General features: G+C 52.3%; 15 protein-coding genes and 1 tRNA gene. 4 read left to right on the top strand and 12 right to left on the bottom strand.

Annotated elements, in window-relative coordinates; genetic code table 11:
• Positions 1-27: 27 nt before the first annotated feature.
• The 3 genes from AC5FXQ_RS11015 to AC5FXQ_RS11005 form a co-directional block, all read right to left on the bottom strand.
• Positions 28-729, bottom strand: coding sequence for a methyltransferase domain-containing protein (locus AC5FXQ_RS11015; protein ID WP_493602480.1), 702 nt, complete (start codon positions 727-729; stop codon positions 28-30).
• Entirely contained in the window at positions 710-1,831 is a 1,122-nt protein-coding gene (locus tag AC5FXQ_RS11010) for a type III polyketide synthase (RefSeq protein WP_493602479.1), read from the bottom strand. The genes AC5FXQ_RS11015 and AC5FXQ_RS11010 overlap by 20 nt, the downstream gene beginning before the upstream one ends.
• A 180-nt stretch (positions 1,832-2,011) precedes the next feature.
• Positions 2,012-3,121 (bottom strand): NAD(P)/FAD-dependent oxidoreductase, encoded by a 1,110-nt coding sequence (locus AC5FXQ_RS11005; RefSeq protein WP_493602478.1) that lies wholly within the window; start codon positions 3,119-3,121, stop codon positions 2,012-2,014.
• A gap of 194 nt (positions 3,122-3,315) precedes the next feature.
• Here AC5FXQ_RS11005 and AC5FXQ_RS11000 point away from each other — a divergent pair, with 194 nt between their 5' ends.
• Entirely contained in the window at positions 3,316-3,651 is a 336-nt protein-coding gene (locus tag AC5FXQ_RS11000) for a T9SS type A sorting domain-containing protein (RefSeq protein ID WP_007660506.1), read from the top strand.
• Between the two features lie 70 nt (positions 3,652-3,721).
• Here AC5FXQ_RS11000 and AC5FXQ_RS10995 read toward each other — a convergent pair whose 3' ends face one another.
• The 3 genes from AC5FXQ_RS10995 to AC5FXQ_RS10985 all read right to left on the bottom strand — a co-directional run bounded on the left by AC5FXQ_RS10995 (position 3,722) and on the right by AC5FXQ_RS10985 (position 5,604).
• Entirely contained in the window at positions 3,722-4,057 is a 336-nt protein-coding gene (locus AC5FXQ_RS10995) for a hypothetical protein (protein ID WP_493602477.1), read from the bottom strand.
• A gap of 151 nt (positions 4,058-4,208) precedes the next feature.
• Positions 4,209-4,280, bottom strand: a tRNA-Arg gene (locus AC5FXQ_RS10990).
• A gap of 70 nt (positions 4,281-4,350) precedes the next feature.
• Positions 4,351-5,604: a Pycsar system effector family protein gene (locus AC5FXQ_RS10985; RefSeq protein ID WP_493602476.1), complete on the bottom strand. Its 1,254-nt coding sequence runs from the start codon at positions 5,602-5,604 to the stop codon at positions 4,351-4,353.
• A 365-nt stretch (positions 5,605-5,969) separates the two neighbouring features.
• Here AC5FXQ_RS10985 and AC5FXQ_RS10980 point away from each other — a divergent pair, with 365 nt between their 5' ends.
• Positions 5,970-9,779 (top strand): metallophosphoesterase, encoded by a 3,810-nt coding sequence (locus AC5FXQ_RS10980; protein ID WP_493602475.1) that lies wholly within the window; start codon positions 5,970-5,972, stop codon positions 9,777-9,779.
• A gap of 80 nt (positions 9,780-9,859) precedes the next feature.
• On the top strand, positions 9,860-10,909 hold the full coding sequence (locus AC5FXQ_RS10975; RefSeq protein ID WP_493602474.1) for a DUF6268 family outer membrane beta-barrel protein: 1,050 nt from the start codon (positions 9,860-9,862) through the stop codon (positions 10,907-10,909).
• 78 nt (positions 10,910-10,987) lie between these two features.
• On the opposite strand, the gene ppk1 is transcribed toward AC5FXQ_RS10975, so the two are convergent.
• The 3 genes from ppk1 to hflX all read right to left on the bottom strand — a co-directional run bounded on the left by ppk1 (position 10,988) and on the right by hflX (position 15,113).
• Positions 10,988-13,090: a polyphosphate kinase 1 gene (gene ppk1 / locus AC5FXQ_RS10970; RefSeq protein ID WP_493602473.1), complete on the bottom strand. Its 2,103-nt coding sequence runs from the start codon at positions 13,088-13,090 to the stop codon at positions 10,988-10,990.
• A gap of 97 nt (positions 13,091-13,187) precedes the next feature.
• Positions 13,188-13,682: a SixA phosphatase family protein gene (locus AC5FXQ_RS10965; protein WP_493602472.1), complete on the bottom strand. Its 495-nt coding sequence runs from the start codon at positions 13,680-13,682 to the stop codon at positions 13,188-13,190.
• A gap of 222 nt (positions 13,683-13,904) precedes the next feature.
• Positions 13,905-15,113 carry a GTPase HflX gene (hflX, locus tag AC5FXQ_RS10960; protein ID WP_493602471.1) on the bottom strand — a complete coding sequence of 403 codons (1,209 nt, stop codon included), beginning with the start codon at positions 15,111-15,113 and terminating at the stop codon, positions 13,905-13,907.
• Positions 15,114-15,326: 213 nt separating this feature from the next.
• On the opposite strand from hflX, the gene rfbC reads away from it, so the two are divergent.
• A complete protein-coding gene (rfbC, locus tag AC5FXQ_RS10955) occupies positions 15,327-15,869 on the top strand; it encodes a dTDP-4-dehydrorhamnose 3,5-epimerase (RefSeq protein ID WP_493602470.1) in 543 nt (180 codons plus the stop codon).
• A 160-nt stretch (positions 15,870-16,029) separates the two neighbouring features.
• On the opposite strand, the gene AC5FXQ_RS10950 is transcribed toward rfbC, so the two are convergent.
• The 3 genes from AC5FXQ_RS10950 to AC5FXQ_RS10940 all read right to left on the bottom strand — a co-directional run bounded on the left by AC5FXQ_RS10950 (position 16,030) and on the right by AC5FXQ_RS10940 (position 18,590).
• Positions 16,030-17,454, bottom strand: a complete 1,425-nt coding sequence (locus tag AC5FXQ_RS10950) for a T9SS type A sorting domain-containing protein (RefSeq protein ID WP_493602469.1) — start codon at positions 17,452-17,454, stop codon at positions 16,030-16,032.
• A gap of 152 nt (positions 17,455-17,606) precedes the next feature.
• Entirely contained in the window at positions 17,607-17,852 is a 246-nt protein-coding gene (locus AC5FXQ_RS10945; RefSeq protein WP_493602468.1) for a hypothetical protein, read from the bottom strand.
• A 27-nt stretch (positions 17,853-17,879) separates the two neighbouring features.
• Entirely contained in the window at positions 17,880-18,590 is a 711-nt protein-coding gene (locus AC5FXQ_RS10940; protein WP_493602467.1) for a hypothetical protein, read from the bottom strand.
• Positions 18,591-18,849: the final 259 nt, after the last annotated feature.

Raw genomic sequence — 18,849 nt, 5'->3', positions numbered from 1 at the left:
TTGTATACCTTGTTAAGATACTAATTGTTAGGCTTTTTTCAAAAGAAGCTGCCACCGAAATGCCCACATCCAACGCAGACTATACCTGTCTATACCTGCCTGCTGCACTAGTTGCTGTAGTTCCTCTCTCCGGAAAGCCCGCCAGACGGAAAGTGGTGCATCGTTTTTGACAAGATAGGAATCAGAGAAAAACCGGGTAAGCAGTTTAATAGAATGATAGGCCAGCCAGTGCCGGTGCAGGTCGTTGACGATAACGGCTATACCTGCCTGCCGATGCAGCTGTCGGAACATGTGTACCAACTGATCATCGGTGAAGTGATGACAGAACAGGCTGCAAACCACGATGTCGTATTGCTGATGCTGAAAGCTCTCTGAAAACACATCGTGCTGTTCCAGCTCTATTTCGGGGAAGCCGCCGCAGCGCTGACGGGCATACTGCACCATAAAGTCGTTGGCGTCTATACCTATGAGCTGCAGTGGGATATTCCTGCGGCGGGCCCACTTGGCAATGTGGCGTAGCGTGTCACCACCGCCGCAGCCGATGTCGGCCAGACGCAGAGGTGGACCTGTGTATCCATCCAGCAGTTGCTCCAGCGCATCGAGCACCACCTTGTACCCGCCGAGCCAGGTGTTAATCACTTCCAGTTCTTCGAGGTTGCGCCGCAGCTCGTCGCCTGACAGGCTGAGGTCGTCCATCAGTTCGGCTTGGTTAGACCTTTGCTTCAGCATAGTGCACCTTCAATAGCATCGATTCCAATGTGAGGCCGGGGCCGAAGGCAAAGCTCAGCACCGGCTCGTCTTTTTCCTGCGTGGTCAGGCTCGCCATCAGCTCCTTCAGCACAAACAGCACCGTGGCCGACGACATGTTGCCGAACTCGTGCAGCACCCGGTAGGCAAAGCGGTTGTCATCGCGTGTCATGCCGAGTTCCTGTTCTATCACTTCGAGTATGCGGCGCCCGCCGGGGTGTATGGCGAAAAGTTTAATCTCTGAAACAGTAGTGCGGAGGCCTTGCAGCAAACGTTCGGTGAGTTGCTTGATGCCGCTTTTGATCAGGTCGGGCACGTAGGAGGAGAGGGTCATCTCAAAACCTGTGTCGCCGATGTGCCAGGCCATCTCGCGCTTGCCGGCAGGCGCCAGGTCGCAGTGGAAAGACTGCAGCTCCAGGCTCACCTCCTGGCAGGGCTGTCCCTGCATGAGCACTGCTGCCGCGCCGTCGCCAAACAGTGCATTCGATACGAGGTGGTCCTGCTCCTGATTTTTCTGGAAGTGGATGGTGCAGATCTCAGTACACACCAACATCACCCGGGCACTCGGGTCAGCCTTGCAGATGGCGTCGGCCAGCTTAATGGCGTTGAAGGCTGCATAGCAGCCCATGAAATTGACAGCCGTGCGCTGTACACAGGAGTTCAGTTCGAGTCGCTCCACCAGTTCAATGTCGAGGCCGGGGGCGTACATGCCTGTGCAGCTCACGGTGATCAGGTGCGTCAGGCTCTGCAGCGTCGTATCGCTGACCTGGGCCAGGCAGTTGCGCACCGCCTGCTCTGACAGGTCAAGGGCGTGCTTACGGTATACCTCCATGCGCTGCTGCACCGTGGGGAAGGGCTCGAGGTCCTGCGTGTTGGGGAAGAAGGTATAGTCGCCGTTTTGTCGGGTGAAGTCTTCGAGCACGCTGTAACGCTGGCTTATACCTGATACGCGGTAGAGGGCTTTGAGCTTGCGGCTTCCTTGCTCATCGAGCTGGTGGGCCGCTGCCATAAAGTCGGCCACCTGCATCTGAGGGATTTTGTGTGGCGGGTTAGCCGTGCCGATACCGCATATATAGCTTTTCATGAGCTGGTGTGTGTGCTAAGAATTTTTTTCAAGGCAATGGAAAACTATACCTGGGACCCGCCCGCCTGTCGTAGGTATAGCATCAACAGGCAAGCAAACACTATGTTCGTGCTTCTCCCCAAAAAGACGCAGCCACAGGTTTGGTTAAGTACGAAAGCGACCGTTTTAAGATGTATAGGTTTAGAAAGGCTGTCCGTGGGTCCGGCACATGATCAGGCGTACCGCTGCGGGCAAATAGCGTAGCGTACCCACTGCCAGCTCCGAAAGCAGTGGGTTTCCAAACAGCCGCTGCACGGCACGCCCTACCTGCAGACGCTGCTCAAACTGTTCTTTCCAGGCCAGGGTATAGCCCCTCTCCAGTGCCTCCCGATTGTGGCCGTTTTCAAAATAGCGCACCACCTGCTCTGCCGCCAACTTGCCTGCGTGTACCGCCATGGCCATGCCATTGCCGCAAAGCGGTGTGATCATGCCGGCCGCGTCGCCGCACATGAGCATGTGGTTCTCCACGCAGGTCTTGGTGGCAAAGGATATTTCGTTGATTACCTCTGGCTGCTCATATAGAAACTCGGCTTCTGCAAAAATGCGGCGCAGGTGTGGGTTCTGCTGCAGTATGGCCTGCTCCATGGCAGGTATAGACCCATGCCGCCGCAGGTTTTCACGGGTGGTCAGGTAGCAGAAACAGTAGCGGCCGTCCTCGATGGCCGATATGCCGGCATAGCCGTCCCTGAAATTGTGCAGCGCGATCAGGTCAGTGGGCATATCAAGCCGCACGTGGTACTTCACTCCGATGTAAGGAGAGCGCTTGGTAAAATAGGAGCGGTTGAGCTGGCGGTCGAGGGCACTGCGCTTGCCGTAGGCGCCAAGTACGACTTCCGCACGAAGGGTGTCGCCATCCGATAGCTTTAGGACAAAACGGTTATGGGTAAACTGCACGTCCTGCACCGCCGTCTGCAGCCTCACCTGCACCCCTTTGGCCAATGCTACCTGGTACAGGAAGTGATCGAGGGTATAGCGGCTTATACCAAACCCACCCAGGTCGAGTGGCGACTCCAGGAGGGCGCCCTTTGGAGAGGTAAGCATAAAGCGGGAGATAGAGGCTGGTTGGAGCGCCGCCGGGTCAGCTCCGATAGTGCGCAAATAGGGCAGCACCTCGTTCGAGACATATTCTCCGCACACTTTATGCAAGGGGTAGGACTTTTTTTCGATGAGCGTCACGGAAAGCCCCTGCCCGGCTAGCGCAATAGCACTGGTCAACCCGGCAAGACCCCCTCCGATAACCGCTATCTGCATAATTGACAGGCTTTATGTTTTAAGTCCAAAAAAACTTTCCGCTATTTAGTGAAAGCATTCGTTCTGGTGCGCAAAATGCAAGAACAAATTATCCCTCCAAACGTTAACAATATGGAACAACTTTTGTGTATACTTAGAAGTACAAGATCTTAATTTTCAATATGAAGCAAATTATACTTACTCTCTTTTTCTGTATGGCAGTTTTACTGGCACAGGCCCAGGTACGTGAGCCGGCTCCGGGACAAACTGAAACAAAGAATAAGAGCTTGGAGCAACAGGAAAAAGAGGTTGCTATATACCCTAACCCCAACAACGGGGTTTTTACGATTTCGTTTGCCCAGCTAGATGCCCGGCAGGTGGAGTTGCGTATCCTGAATGTGATCGGAAACGAGGTGTACCAGGAAGTGATCAGCCGTCCGGACATTCAGACAACCAAAACTGTCGATCTGACCCGGCTCGCTAAAGGGCTGTACTATGTGAAGATAGAAGCTGAAGGCTACAGTTCTGTCAGAAGGGTTGTAGTCAAATAAGAAAACATACATTTACAACGAAGGCCGCTCTGCTTGCAGAGCGGCCTTCGTTGTTTTAGGCTTAAATGGTTTACTCCGGTAGGATGGCCTTGGATACAAAACCGGTATAAGCGGTGGTGTCGCGGTGCACACGAGCCTTTACAAACATGGCATCGGAGGTGTCGAGCACCTGGATGAGCTGTGTGGTGTCGAAGTGCAGCAGGCTGTTAGCCTGAAAGCTGGCGGTTTTGTACACCTCCCCACCGATCAGAGGCCTGGTGGCGTATAATACGTCTGCAGGGAGGCTCCCAGTCTCACTGGCTACGGTAGCTTCAGAGCCGTCCGCTTCCATACTCCGCTGTTCACTGTTGCAGGCCGTAAGGCTGGCAAAGACGGCCAGCATGCAGGCAGTTAAGGTTGTTTTCATGGTGTTTGAGAGTGGCTTCAGCTCTAATATAGGAAATAAAATATGAAATCGGAAATATAGTGCCGTTGCGAAGTAACTCAGGCTCTTTTTATTAAGTGAAGCCATCGGAGGTTAGTTCCCCAAACATCCTGAAAAATAACCCTTGCATTTGTGGCCCTGTCAGGAATCGAACCTGAATCTAGAGTTTAGGAAACTCCTATTCTATCCATTGAACTACAGGGCCAGGTGATCCGGAATAAGCTTCCGGGCAGCCTGCACAAATTTAGCTTAATTCCGACTATTTACAAGTTCGACTACTGCTGCGGGGTTTGTTCCTGTGCTGGCTGTGCCTGTGGGGTCGGTTCCACAATGGGTTCATCGTACAGGGCTATGGAAATGCCAAAGGCGATTACCGTCAGTACCAATCCCACCATAAAGATGGAGTAGGAGATGCGCAGAATCTTGTACTTGCGGCTCAGCACTTCGCCCAGGTAGTAAATGTCGGTGATCATGTTGGTGTAAAGCGACTTCTTATCACGCATGATCTCGTGCATGCCATTTTGGAAATCCTCCAGCGGAATGTTAGTGAAGTTACCGAAGAAAAGCAGGTTCACTTTTTTGCTGTTGATCTTTTTTCGGTTGAAAGAGAAACTCGTCACTTCAGGCTGCGCTGAGATGATGGCAAAGATGACAGAGCCAAGTGTGGTGAGCAGTAGCATGCCTACAGGTATAAGCAGCGAGCGGTGCTGGGCAAACTCAGCTCCTGTAATGGAGGTCTTGGTACTGAGGTATGTGATGATTACCGACATGATGATGGCGTTGAGACTTATCATCATGTTGGCCTTGTTATCAGCGATAGCGCTCAGGTTAAGGTGAGTACGATAGGTGTTGCGGAACATGGTCTCAATACCGCGCTTCGGCTGGGCCAGCGTCTCGCGCTGTTCCTTCTCCTCCTTCTTCAGCTTCTTCGACTCTTTGTTCAGTTGGTTGCGCTGCTCCTGTATGTTCAGGCCGAGCTGTCCGGCATATTTATGCTGGGCTTTGGCGGTATAGAAGGTGGTAGAAAGCAGAAATTCCATCTGAAACTGCGCCCACTCCCGGTCTGTGAAAAACTTATCTTTAAAGATCTCCCACTCCACGCGCAGCAGCTCGGCTGTGGCAAAAAAGGTTTCTTTGCCGATGTTGGCCATGTCTGCGTCAATTATGATCTCCTGCAGCAGTGTTTCAGGCTTGGTGCCGTGCCTGGTGGCCATGATGCAGTCGGTCACGCGGGCAATGCGCTCAGGCGGGTAGTTGTTTTCCTGCAGCCACGAGGTGGCGAAGCGCACGCTCTCTTCTTCGTGTCCGTCGTAAGCGGTTACGTAGCCGGTGTCATGAAACCAGGCAGCCAATTCCAGGTCCTGCAGCTCTTCCGGGCTCAGATCGTATAGCTCTCCCAACTGGCGTGCTTCGTTGGCAGTCTCGAAGGTGTGTTTATAATTGTGATAAACAAGCTTTTTAGACAGTTGTTCCTTAAAAAGCCTGAAAACGTACTCACTGGCTTGTTTGACGATATCTTGTTCTTCCATAACGGTGTTTGCCGCCATTGTCAGGTAGCTCTGCAGTAGGTGCACAGTTGTGAGCGGCGGTTGAAGGTGGTGCTAGTATTCATTTGCCGTTACGGTGAATAGCGCTTTTTGTTGAAAAGAGCAATCCTAACGCACAAAACGTTCTATATAGTGAAGCAATAACTTAATGCCGCCGCCATACGTTATCTATCTCAGCCCGGTCGCAACCGTGGCGCACTTTCGGGCTCTGATACCAACCATGCACTACCAAACCCAAGTACCGCTTTTAGTCCTCTCCGTACGGCAACAAACCCATCGCCAGTCTTTGTGTTTTTGCCGTCACACTTGCTTTTGCTAGACAGGACACCCCGTACACACAGAACCTTATGAAAAATCATATTCACCTTATTTCTGTTATCCTGCGTCCCCTGGCTGTGGGCTTTTTCTTAGTGCTCCTGCAGGCCTGTGCCACCAAAAAACCTTACTACAGCCGCGAAGTGCTCAACTGGGAGCAAAACGAGCCCAAGCCCGACAACAAAGTAAACTACACCGTGTTCCTGATCGGCGACGTGGGCGCTCCCGACCTGGATCAGCAGGAGCCGTCGCTGAAGCTCATGCAAAAGCAGATGAACGAGGCGGGTGCACAGAGTGCGACCATTTTTCTGGGCGACAACGTGTACCACAACGGCTTGCCTGAGCCGGGCCGTTACGACCGGGAGGTATCGGAGCAGCGCCTTAATGCCCAACTGGATGTGCTCCGGGGATATCAAGGAGAGAAGTACATGATTCCCGGAAACCATGACTGGAACCACAGCGGCCGCGGCGGACTCGAGTTCGTGGTGCGCCAGCAAAACTACGTGAACGAATACCTCACTGAAGAGGGGATTGTGGTAGGGGGCGACTTCTACGTGCCGGGCGATGGCTGTCCGGGTCCTTATGAAGTAAAGATCAGCGACGACGTGGTGCTGATTGCCCTGGACTCAGAATGGTGGCTGCACCCCTGGGAGCGCCCTTACGGTGCCGGCAGCAACTGCTGGGCATCTACAGAGGCCGACTTGCTGGTGAAGCTGGAAGATATTATTGAGAAGCACCAGGGCTCAAACATCGTGGTTGTGGCGCACCACCCGCTGTTCACACGAGGTAATCACGGCGGCTTCTTCACCCTGAAAGATCACGTATTCCCGCTCACCATGCTTCGCGACTGGATCTACCTGCCGCTGCCGGTCATCGGTTCCATCTATCCTTTTGCCCGAAAGTACGGCGGCATTCTGCAGGATATTCCGCACCCACGCTACACGGCTTATATCGAGGGACTGCTCAACATATTTGACAAGTATGATAACATCGTGTACGCTGCAGGGCACGAACACTCGTTGCAGCACTACAAGCACAACAACCTGACGCACATTGTAAGCGGCTCGGGCTGCAAGACGCAGCACGTAAAGCCGGGCGGCACGGCCATGTATACCCACGAAGTGAAAGGCTTTGCCAAGTTGCTGTACTACGATAACGGCGAAGCCTGGGTAGAGTATTGGACACCGGTAGGCGATGGCTCAGAGGGCACCATGACCTTCCGGACGCCGCTCTATGCCAAGGAGCCACGCCGCAAGAGAGGTGCTGTGGTCGATGAAACCAACTATGCCGACAGTACCATTGTGGTAGCAGCCAACGATGACTACACTGCCAGGGGCCTGCGTCGCACGCTGCTGGGCGAGCACTACCGCCGCGAATGGGCCACCCCCGTAGAAGTGCCTTTGCTGGACATGCGCAACGAAATGGGTGGGCTCACCCCGTACCAGAAGGGTGGAGGCAAACAGACAGCCTCCCTGAAGGTGCGCAACCCGGATGCCCGTGAGTATACCCTGCGCACTGTCGATAAAGACCCAACCATGGCCTTGCCGGAGTACCTGCGCCAAACTGCTGCCAAAGCGCTGCTGCAGGACCAGGTATCAGCCCAGCACCCTTATGGTGCATTGGCTATACCTAAGCTGGCAGATGCCGCAGGCGTGTTTCACACTAACCCCAAGCTGGTATACATTCCCCAAACGCCTTACCTGCGCCAGTACATGGATGAGTTCAGCAACACACTGGCCTTCCTGGAAGAGGATGCTGACGAAAACCACGAGGACGTGGAAAGCCTGGGCTTTGCCGAAAACCTGGTGGGTACCGACAAGGTGCTGAAAGAGCTGCGGCAGGACAATGACAACCAGGTAAATCAGCCGGAGTTCGTTCGTGCCCGTTTGTTCGACATGCTAGTCGGCGACTGGGACCGTCACGAGGGGCAGTGGCGCTGGAAAGAGGAGAAGACTGATAGTGGCAAGGTATACATCCCGGTGCCCGAAGACCGTGACCAGGTGTTCTTCAAAGCAGATGGCCTTATACCCTGGCTGGCTACCCGCAAGTGGGGTGTGCGCAACGTGCAGAACTTCAGCCACGACTACCGCGACATCGTGGGGCTCAACCTGAGCGCCCTCACCATCGACCGCTCCTTTACACCCGCCATCACCCGGCAGGACTGGATTCGCATTGCCGAAGAGATAAAGGCAGGCGTGACGGACCAGGTAATCGAAGAGGCCATCAGCCAGTGGCCGCCAGAAGTGCAGGCTATATCAGGAGAAGAGATTAAAGCCAAGCTGCGATCCCGCCGCGACAAGCTGCCGCAGGCGGCGGAGGCTTACTATGAACACATCTCTGAGATGGTGGATGTAGCCGGCAGCGACAAGCACGAGCATTTTGTGGTGAACCGCCTGAACGACGAGGAAACGCACCTGACGGTATACAAGATCAACAAAGAAGGTGAGCTGCGCGATACCCTTTACAAGCGCACTTTCTATACCTCCGAAACCAAGGAGCTGCGCCTGTACGGGCAGCGCGGCAAAGATATGTTTGAGGTGAACGGGGACGTGAACAAAGGCATCGTGGTGCGGATCATCGGTGGCAATGACGAAGACATAATCACCGATAATTCACGTGTGGCCGGTCTTAAGCGTCACACTATTGTGTACGACACCAAAGAAGGCAATGTGTTCAACTTCGGACCGGAAACAAAGGATGAAACCAGCATCAGTCCGGATGTGAATTTCTATGACCGTGACAATTACAAAATGCCCTACCTGGGGCCTCGTCTGTCGCTGGAGTATAACGTGGATGACGGACTGTTTGTGGGCGCAGGTGTACTGGCCCGCACACACAAGTTCCGCAAATCGCCTTATGCTGCAGAGCACCTGCTGGAGGGAAATTACGCCTTTTACACCAACTCCTTTAACGTGCGCTATGCCGGTGACATCCGGCAGGTATTCGGCAACTGGAACATCGGGGTAAACGCCGCCATACAGGGACCGCAGTACCAGCGCAACTTCTACGGCTATGGCAATGATACGCGCCAGCAGGACGGGCAGGACGACTCCTTTTATCGCGTTCGGTTTAAGCGGGTGAACGTAGGGGCGACGCTCAACAACAACCTGGCACCATTCTTCAAAATAGGTATAGGCCCAACTTACGACCGCTTCCGGGTGGTGAACTCTGAGCAAGATACTTACCTAGTAAATGAGGCACTGAATGGCCGTCTGGAGCCGGGGACCTATGACTTTGAGGGAGACCGCTTTGAGTCGCAGCATTATGTGGGGCTAATGGCTTTTGCTGATCTGGACGTGCTGGGAGAGGGTAATCAGAAGAACCCGCGTATCGGAATGCGCCTGCACAACCGCATGAGTTACAACAAGCAGACCGACGGCGAAGGACTCAGCTATACACATGTAAGCTCTGAGTTTGCCTTCTACCTGACGCCTAGCTTCCCGTTCCAGCTCACCTGGGCAGGTCGACTGGGAGCAGCGCATAACTTCGGTGACTTCCGCTTTTACCAGGCCAACACGCTGGGCGGTATGGATAACATGCGCGGCTACCGCCGTACACGCTTTGCCGGCCGCAGTGCAATCTTTGCCAATGTCGAGGGTCGCCTGTCGCTTTTCGACTTCAACTTATACCTGACGCCGGGCAGGCTAGGGGTGCTGGGACTGTATGACGTAGGCCGTGTGTATTACGATGGCGAACGCGACTCCGCCTTCTTCCGCAGTCTGCATACCGGAGTTGGCGGGGGCGTATGGGCCGATATCATGCAGAAGAACGTGATTGTGCTGACCTATGCCAAAGGCGACGTGGATAGGCTGTGGACATTAAGCTTCGGCTTCTTATTCTAAAAAAATCGAAAGACGTATAGCAGAAGGTGCCGCAATCCAGGCGCTTTTTGCATTTACCGCCATGTAACTAGCCACAGACTATGAAACTAATCTTACCTAAGTTACTCCTTATACCTTTGCTCCTGATAGGAGAACAGGCACTGGCTCAAGAGACAGAGCGAGACCTGACCGATATACAGAAACAAACAATAGATTACGCCAGCCCGGGGGTGCGGGGCATGGGCAGAAGCCGGGGCATTGTGATCGGCTATGAGCGTCTGCCGCAGTTCGACATGGAGTCGGAGTCGGATCACCCGGAGGTGGGCAACGGGCGTGCACGGGTACGGCGGCACAATAAGTTTTTTGTGCGGGCACTGGCACCCATCATGAACAAGCCCAACAACAAGCTGATCCTGGGTATAGACCACAAGTTTGAGGAGTTCAACTTCGAGAACGTATCACCGGCTTCCTACAGCCTGTACCGCAATCTGGAGGACAAGAACCTGAAGAGCCTGGGCTTGCAGCTGGCTTTCCTGCACTCGTTCGACGAGGTGCGTTTCATGCTGGTGCGTGCCAAAGGCGAACTGAACGGCGACTATACCCGCGACAATGTCAATGTATCGGATTACCTGAAAACAACCGTGGATCTGGCCTATGGCTGGAAGCGCAGCCCTGACTTTGCCTGGGGTGTGGGTTTGCAGCTCGGCTATACCTTTGGGCGGCAGCGCATCTACCCGGGCATCATGTACAACCGCACCTTCAACGACCGCTGGGGCGTGGAGTCCATCTTCCCGGCCAACCTGCGGGTGCGCTACAATGTGTCGGAAAAGACGCTGCTCTATACTGGTTACCGCATTGAGGGTGCCAGCTACAACCTCTACGCCAGCGAGCCGCCGCTCTCGCAGTTCAACGACATCGAACTGCGGCGTACTGATATTAAGGCGCTGTTGCGACTGGAGCAGGAGATCTATGATTTCCTGTGGTTTGCCGTGGAAGGCGGCTTCCGGCAGTACTACCGCCACCGCGCCTTTGACGTAGTAGGCTCTCGCGACGAGCTGATCACCAACACGCTGGCCGGAGCAGGCTACATCGGTATAGAACTCTATGCTGTGCCACCCCGCAAGCTGCTGGAGCGTAGCCGGAATCGTTAAGAAACTCAGCTATAAGTATAGCAAAGCCCGACCTGCAGGTATAGCAGGTCGGGCTTTATTGCTTTAGAGGCGCTTCTCCTACTTCGACTTGCCTGCCGGTTCCATACCTGCCGGGATCAGGCTGCGCAGATACTCGTAGGTAGCATATTGTGATCGGATATGGGTAGGGCTTGCCTGCTCTACATAACTATTGTCTACATCACGTGCCTTGGTGTCGTCGGCCAGCTGAAAGTCGATGATCGTACGCAATTCCTGAATCAGATCCTTCTGCAGGATTGGGAAAGCTACTTCCACCCGGCGGCTCAGGTTACGGGCCATCCAGTCAGCTGAAGCCACATAGTATTCTTCTTTGCCGTTGTTGTGGAAGATGTATACCCGGGCATGCTCCAGGTAGCGGTCCACGATGCTGCGCACCCGGATGTTCTCACTCAGCCCCTCCACGCCCGGCACCAGGCAACAAATGCCGCGCACCAACAGCTCTATCTTCACACCGGCCTGGCTGGCGGCATATAGTTTTTTGATCATGCGCTCGTCCTGCAGGGCATTCATCTTGAGGATCATAGAGGCTGGTTTGCCTTTTCGGGCATTTTTGATTTCCCGGTTGATCATCTCTACAAAGCGGTCCCGCATGTTGATGGGTGCCATCAGCAGTTTCTTAAACTTTTTGTCGTGCTGGCGATCGATGAAGAAGTTGAAGACCTGCTCCACATCCTGCGTGATCTCCTTATGGGAGGTAAAAAGAGCGTGATCAGCATAAATCTTGGAAGTGTCTTCATTGTAATTGCCGGTGCTCAGGTAGGCGTAGTTCACCAGTTTGCCGTCCTCGTTGCGGGTGATCAGGCCCAGCTTGGTGTGTACCTTTAGGTCAGGTAAACCCAGTATCACATTGGCACCGGCCTTCTGCAGTTTACCTGCCCAGAAGATGTTAGACTCTTCATCAAATCGGGCTTTCAGTTCTACCACCACCGTAACAAGCTTGCCGTTTTTAGCGGCTTTTACCAGCGACTTGGCGATGGCTGAGTTATCAGCTACGCGGTATAGGGTAGCGCTCATGGCAGTTACCTTGGGGTCTCTGGCAGCTTCATCGAACAGGCGCAAGACGTAGCCGAAGGACTGGTAAGGGTAGTGCACCATGTAGTCCCGTTTTTTCATGGCCTCAATCAGGCTTTCTTCCTGCTCCAGGAGCGGGTGCGCCAGCGTAGGCTGTGGCGAGTACTTCAGGTCGGGCAGGTTGAAGTCCGGGAACTGGAAAAAGTCGCGGAAGTTATGGTACTTGCTACCTTCCACCAGCTCATCTTCCGATATACCCGTATGGGCCATAATGGCTTCGAGCATTGGCTTTGGTGTGTCGGGGTCGTAAAGGAGCCGGGCCGGATAACCCGTTTCACGCTTCTTCAGGCTCTTCTGGATCTTGGCCATCAGACTGCCCGATACTTCCTCCTCTATATCCAGCTCAGCATCGCGCGACACTTTCACGGCATGCGCCTCAAAGCGGGCATAGTTGGGGTATAGCTCGGGCAGGCAGAAGCGAATCACATCGTCGAGGAACATCACGTAACGCTGCTTGCCCACAGTAGGGAGCTTCACAAAGCGACTACCATGCTTCTTGGTGGGTATCTCGAGCATGGAGAAGCGCTCGGACTTCAGATCTTTCTTTTTAGGCTCGAAGAGATGCACGCCCAGGTATACCGTCTGGTCCTTCAGGAAAAAGTGCGTCTCAGTATCGTCAAGCAGAAGCGGCAGGATGTGTGGATGAATGTGCTCGGTGAAGTACTCGCGCACCCACTTCTGCTGCGTTTTGTTCAGGTCGTTCTCGGTTAGGAGGTTGATATGATGCTGGCGCAGGTCGGCCAATACACCTTCTCTGAACACCTCCCCGAATTCCTCCTGCTGGCGCTTCACTTCCTGCATCACCTGATCGAATGTGTCGGCAGGGTCTTCGGAGAGCTTGTCGCGGGTTTTCTTTTTGAGTTTGATCAGGCGCTTGAGCGTAGCTACACGCACCTTGAAGTACTCGTCGAGATTGGCCGAGAAGATAGCCATAAATTTAACGCGCTCCAGCAGTGGCACGGTGCGGTCCTTGGCCTCCTGCAGCACGCGGTAGTTGAACGCCAACCAGCTGAGTTCGCGGTTGATCAGCGGTGTGGTGGTCGGTTTTTTATCTTCGGTATTAATTTCCATGGTTTTGTATGTTGCCCGGTGCGGAGCAATGTGATAAAGGTATAAGCATAGCTCACAGGTGTGGGGTTATACCTGTAAGCTATACCGGTGTGCTGTGTTATTTGTGGTTTTTAGGTACATCGTAGAACAGTAGCTCGGCATTGTCACGCTTGATGTCATACCAACTGTCGCAGTTAAAGCGCAAGGCCACCACGCCGGCTGTTGGCATGCTGGCTACATGTTTGGGTGATAGCATGTTGGCAAACTCTGAGATGGATTCATTGTGCCCCACCATCATCATACTATCTACATCGGTGGGTGCTTCACGTGCTATCTCAAGCAGCTCTTCGGCACTTGCGCCATACATGCGGTCATCTACTGCAATATCATCGGCATCGTAGTCGAGTTCGCGGGCTACCAGCGTGGCGGTGGTAAGCGCCCGCACGGCAGGGCTCGACAGGATGAGTTGTAGCTCGGCATTGTTGGCTGCCAGTTCCTGCCCCATAAGCGGTGCATCAGTACGGCCGCGTTTGCTCAGTGGTCGGTCATGGTCGCTCAGCTCTTCGAACTTCCAGCTGGATTTGGCATGACGCATGATATATAAGGTCTTCATAAGGTAATTCTCTTTCAGAAAGGTATAGCAAGACGCCAGGTACATAGTGTGCCCGCTATGCAAGGTGTTTACTGGAAGCACCCGAAATTTGTTGTGAGGAGAACTGTTAGATTAGCTTTGAGAGGATTTGGCAGGTATAGCAGGACGCCAGGAAGGCCTAAAATCAGAAAAGGGAACAGCCCATGCCGGACTGTTCCCTTTTCTGATCTGTTACAATAGTGCTTATATATTGTTCGGGTAGCGCTCGAAGTGGATCTCCGCTACTCGGCGCTGTAACTCAGCGCGAAGATCGTCAATGTTAATGCGGTTCGTCGCCGAAATGAACAGGGCCGGGGCATGGATCTTCGCCATGTAAGTAGCTTTCAGATCTTCGATAGAAGGCCGTACATGATGCTCTCCTTCTTCATCATTCCCGCTTTCTTCCTGCATCTCCTGCTCCCGCTGCTCCAGGTACTGATCGATCTTGTTGAACACCAGCAACACGGGTTTATCAGCTGAGTTGATGTCCAGCAGGGTGTCGTTCACAACGGCGATGTGGTCTTCAAACGAAGGGTGCGACACATCCACCACGTGCACCAGCAGGTCGGCCTCACGGATCTCGTCGAGCGTCGACTTAAAGGCCTCGATCAGTTTGGTAGGCAGCTTGCGGATGAACCCTACCGTGTCGGAGAGCAGGAAAGGGATGTTTTCCAACACGACTTTGCGCACCGTGGCGTCTACTGTCGCGAAGAGTTTGTTCTCGGCAAACACGTCGGACTTGGAGAGCAGGTTCATAAGCGTGGACTTTCCTACGTTGGTATACCCAACCAATGCCACACGCACCATGCCCGCACGGGACTTACGCTGCTCAAAGTTCTGCTTCTCGAACTTCTCCAGTCGGTCGCGCAGCAAGGAGATCTTGTCGCGCACGATACGACGGTCAGTCTCAATTTCAGTTTCACCAGGACCCTTCATGCCGATACCACCTTTTTGTTTGGAAAGGTGCGTCCAGAGGTTGGTCAGGCGGGGGAGCAGGTACTGGTACTGGGCCAGTTCTACCTGCGTGTGAGCCTGTGCCGTCTTGGCCCGGAGCGCGAAGATGTCGAGTATCAGTAAGCTTCTGTCGACGATCTTAACCTGCAGTTCGCGCTCAATGTTGCGCACCTGCGAAGGGCTCAGGTCATCGTCAAAGATCACCATGTCAATGTTGTGCTCTATCACATAGGCTTTGATCTCGTCCAGTTTGCCGCTGCCCACAAAGGTGCGGGTGTCTGGTTTATCGAGCTTCTGCACGAAGCGCTTCATGGCTACGGCGCCGGCAGTTTCGGTGAGGAAGGCCAGCTCGTCGAGGTACTCGTTGGTTTGTTCGTCTGTTTGTTTGTAGCCAGGCACAGCTACCAGTACGGCGGTTTCCTGTGGCTTGGCAGTTTCGTAGTATTTTTGTTTACCCATTGTCAGATGTTAAGCGTAGCGTTTTGGCAGCCTTATTTTTGGCATGCATCTATGTACGTAATTGGTCCCGGCCCCGGTTAAATAGTGGCAGGTATAGTACCGTGGAAGCATGCAGTACTGATGCAAGTTAGGTTAAAAATTTCAGAAGAAAGGGGAAAAAGCCTAACTTGCCACCCTTATAAGAGAGCCACAGCTTATCCACTAATACCAGCCATGGAGCACAAGACCTATCACATTGAGGGCCTGATCGAGTTTGTACCGCGTGTGTTCCGCGACGATCGCGGCTGGTTTATGGAGACCTACAATGCCAGCATGTTTACGCCCTTCGGCATCAACCCGGTTTTCGTGCAGGACAACGAATCGGTGTCGAAAAAGGGTGTGCTGCGTGGATTGCATTTCCAGAAGCCGCCTTATGCGCAAGGCAAGCTGGTGCGGGTTGCTTCAGGACGGGTACTTGATGTAGCAGTGGACCTCCGCAAAGACTCACCAACCTACGGGCAGCATGTGAGTTGTGTGCTGGATGCCGAGTTAAACAACATGTTTTACATTCCGGAAGGCTTTGCGCACGGCTTTGTGGCACTGGAGGACAATACCAGCTTCCTCTACAAATGCACCAACCTGTATCACCAACCCTCCGAAGGAGGTATCCTTTGGAACGACCGGGCCTTAGGTATAGACTGGGGTATAGCCGAGCCGCTGGTATCGCCAAAAGACGAGGTGCTGCCGTTGTTGGAGGATTTTGACTCGCCGTTTTAGGAGGGGTATTGAGTGCCTTGACAGACATTTAGACAAAGGACAAAAGACTTATAAATACCGGCCAACTGTTTACACTTTAGGTTCAAGATGGTTCCTGTTTATAAACGACAAGGCCCGCGATTGTTTTAATCGCGGGCCTTGTCGTTTTAGCTACTTTCAGTTACTTCTCTATTATTATTCTTTTGGTTGTAGATTTGCCTTTATGCTCTATTCGGAGCATATACGTGCCAGCAGATATACCTTTGGTGCTAACCTTGGTTTTCTTGCCCTTGGCATTGCCTGACAGGCGCTGGTTTCCTTGCAAGTCGTACAGGGTATAACTGTAGCTCTCCTCTGAGCTTACCGAAGTTTCAATGGTGAACTCGTCTGCGGTGACTGGGTTAGGGGCAAATGAGGGTTCCGCCCCATTGTCGCAGTCACGGATCTCGTAGAGCATTACAAACTGCTGTGTCCAGCCGAGAGGGGTTTCTACCTCCAGTCCGATAGACATGCGAGAGCTAAAGTTAAACCCTGCTGCCGTTACAGTTAAGGAGGAGCCTGTTAAGTCGCCGTGGCTGCTCACATTACCAACTGTCCAACGGTAGCGCGTTGGCTGCCCCTGATATCCGTTACTATAAACAGGAGCAAAAGTGTGTTGCTCGTAGGGGCAGGTAGGGTAGTTTGAGCCTCCAAAATAGCTGAAGTATAAAATTTCTGGTTGGCCCACCCAAACATTTTTGGTTATAGTGCTACTGCCACACTGCGCACTATTGGCCGTTACCTTCACCCAGCCTGCGCCACTGTAACCGGGCCGCTGCGAGATCGTTACGTTCGTTGACGTGCTTTGTAGCGGCGAGAGTTGTCCATTGATTAAGATGTTGGGGCTAGCCTCCCATGCATAGCTGGTAGTACCGGCTACTGGGGTTATGCTATAGGAAGACGCAGTATTTCCTATATCGTAAGGGGCGTTGTTGAACGTCGGTGTAGGCAGGCTGCTGTTGTAGTTGATGGTGATAGGTTTTGAGTTGACCGCCTTGGTTGGGGTGGTGCAGGTAATGTTGGCCGCTACCGATACCTGCCCGCCATTCGTGCCGCTCGGTATGGCTGTGATAGAATTGCCGGAAGCAGATCCTGAAATCGTCCAGCCCTGCGGAAGCGACCAGGTGTAGGATGTCGCCCCCGTCACAGTCGGAACCGAGAGGTTAACAGGGTTTCTGTCGCCGCAGTGCAAATTGGTTTTGGAAGCAGTGATTGCGCCTACCTGAGGTTCGCGCGTAATAGTGAGTGTGCTGTAGTTGCTGTAGAAGTTTACACGCGGCGAACTGTATATGCTACATTCCTGATTCAGGCCTCTCACCTTTACCTGGCCTCCAGACCCTGCCGCAGGTATAACAGAAATGGAGTAGGAAGGAGTCGTAAAAGTGCCCGTCTTATTGTCATTAGTGCGCCAGCCGGATGGTAGTGTCCATTCATACGTGTCTACATATAAAGTAGAGGAAAAGAAAGGGTTAGAGCTGCTTGGGGTGTTAGGAATTGCGAGCCTATCTATAGCTAACGTTATAAGGGCTGTGCTGCACCAGTCTATGCTGTGGCTTGATTTTGCCACGTTGTTTACCTTAACTTGTGAGGGGTTAACGCTGTTTATGGATTTGATTATGACGCCACCTGTAGTTGGTGTGCCATCATTAGATTTGTTGTTACAGGACGTTATCGTTACTTTTAATTCTCCTTTATTTGTTACATCGTTCCAGATTACTTCTACAGAACTATTGGATGTAGTATAATCGTCACTGCTGTTAGTAATGTAAAATTTGCCGTTGGTAATAGACCATTTAAAAGAGCACCCTGCATAATCAGCAGAAGCAGAACCACCTGCTGGAAAGCTGTATAAGCAATTCTATTTCCAGGACATTGGGGAACTCTGCCATCAGGCGTTAAAGCTGTTTGTGCAGCTAATAAAAATGGGGCTATTAAGAATAGCAGTAAGAAGTAGAGCTTCTTCATAAGTTTGTTTTTTGGTTGATTTAAATTTTAGAAAGTCCAGTTAAGATTGACAAACGTTATTGGGATGTAGGAAAAAACAAGTTTGTTGGTAGTATAGTCAATATAGGTCTTGGGGTTGCCGAAACTATCGTATTCTGGTGAGTATGTTTTGAGGGAGAGTACGAGATCTTGCGAGCTTTTTACTTTGCTTAAGTGGAATGCTGTTTCTGTCGATAAATAAAATCTGGTGCTAATATTAATGCGGAAGCCAATAAACGGCCTTATTCCGAAAGAGGTGGTAGTAAGAAGATCTTTTGAATGCTTCTCTATTACACCATATGGGTCCGGCTCACTGAATTCGTCCCACATCTCTATATTCCTCACTTTCTGCTGATAAAAACCATCAGTTCCGTAATACAGCGTAAATAGTTTGCTGAGTGGTCTCTGCCATTCGTAGCCAACACTTCCACCTAAAAGGTAATCGGTAATCTCGTCGCGACGATTTGTGTAAGACTGGGTAGAGTCGGACTTGGCATACATCCCCTCCAGCCCGATCCGGATGGCCCCGGTTCGGGAAAGTTGGTACTTGTACATAAGCTGCAGGGGCATGCGGCTGGCGGGGTCAACAATTTTGTCAATAATTACATGTGTATTGATGCCAATGTGGTGACGATCAAAAGCTGTTGAATCCTGCGATTGAGCAGACGCAAACTGGCAGACGAAGAGTAGGAAGGCAATTAGAGGATACTTGAATTTCATGAAAGGTAGGAGTTAAAATAAATAATTATATATAAATATACGTATAGTTATGGGTTTAAAAAAGAAAGCTTGCTCTTAGAGGTAACTTGAATTTTATTTATAAAAATTATAATTTATATATAGTTATAGTGATTTAACCCGTAATTGAGACGTTTCATGGTTGTTATATTGCGTGTTTAAGTCGGATTGGTAACAGAGTGGAGGGCTTGAATTTAAAAGAAGACAATAATTAAAAAGCGCCTGGTAAAACGGGTCTACC

This window comes from Pontibacter sp. LHS1, assembly GCF_058932855.1.
This window is presented reverse-complemented; position numbering and strand designations above follow the sequence as displayed.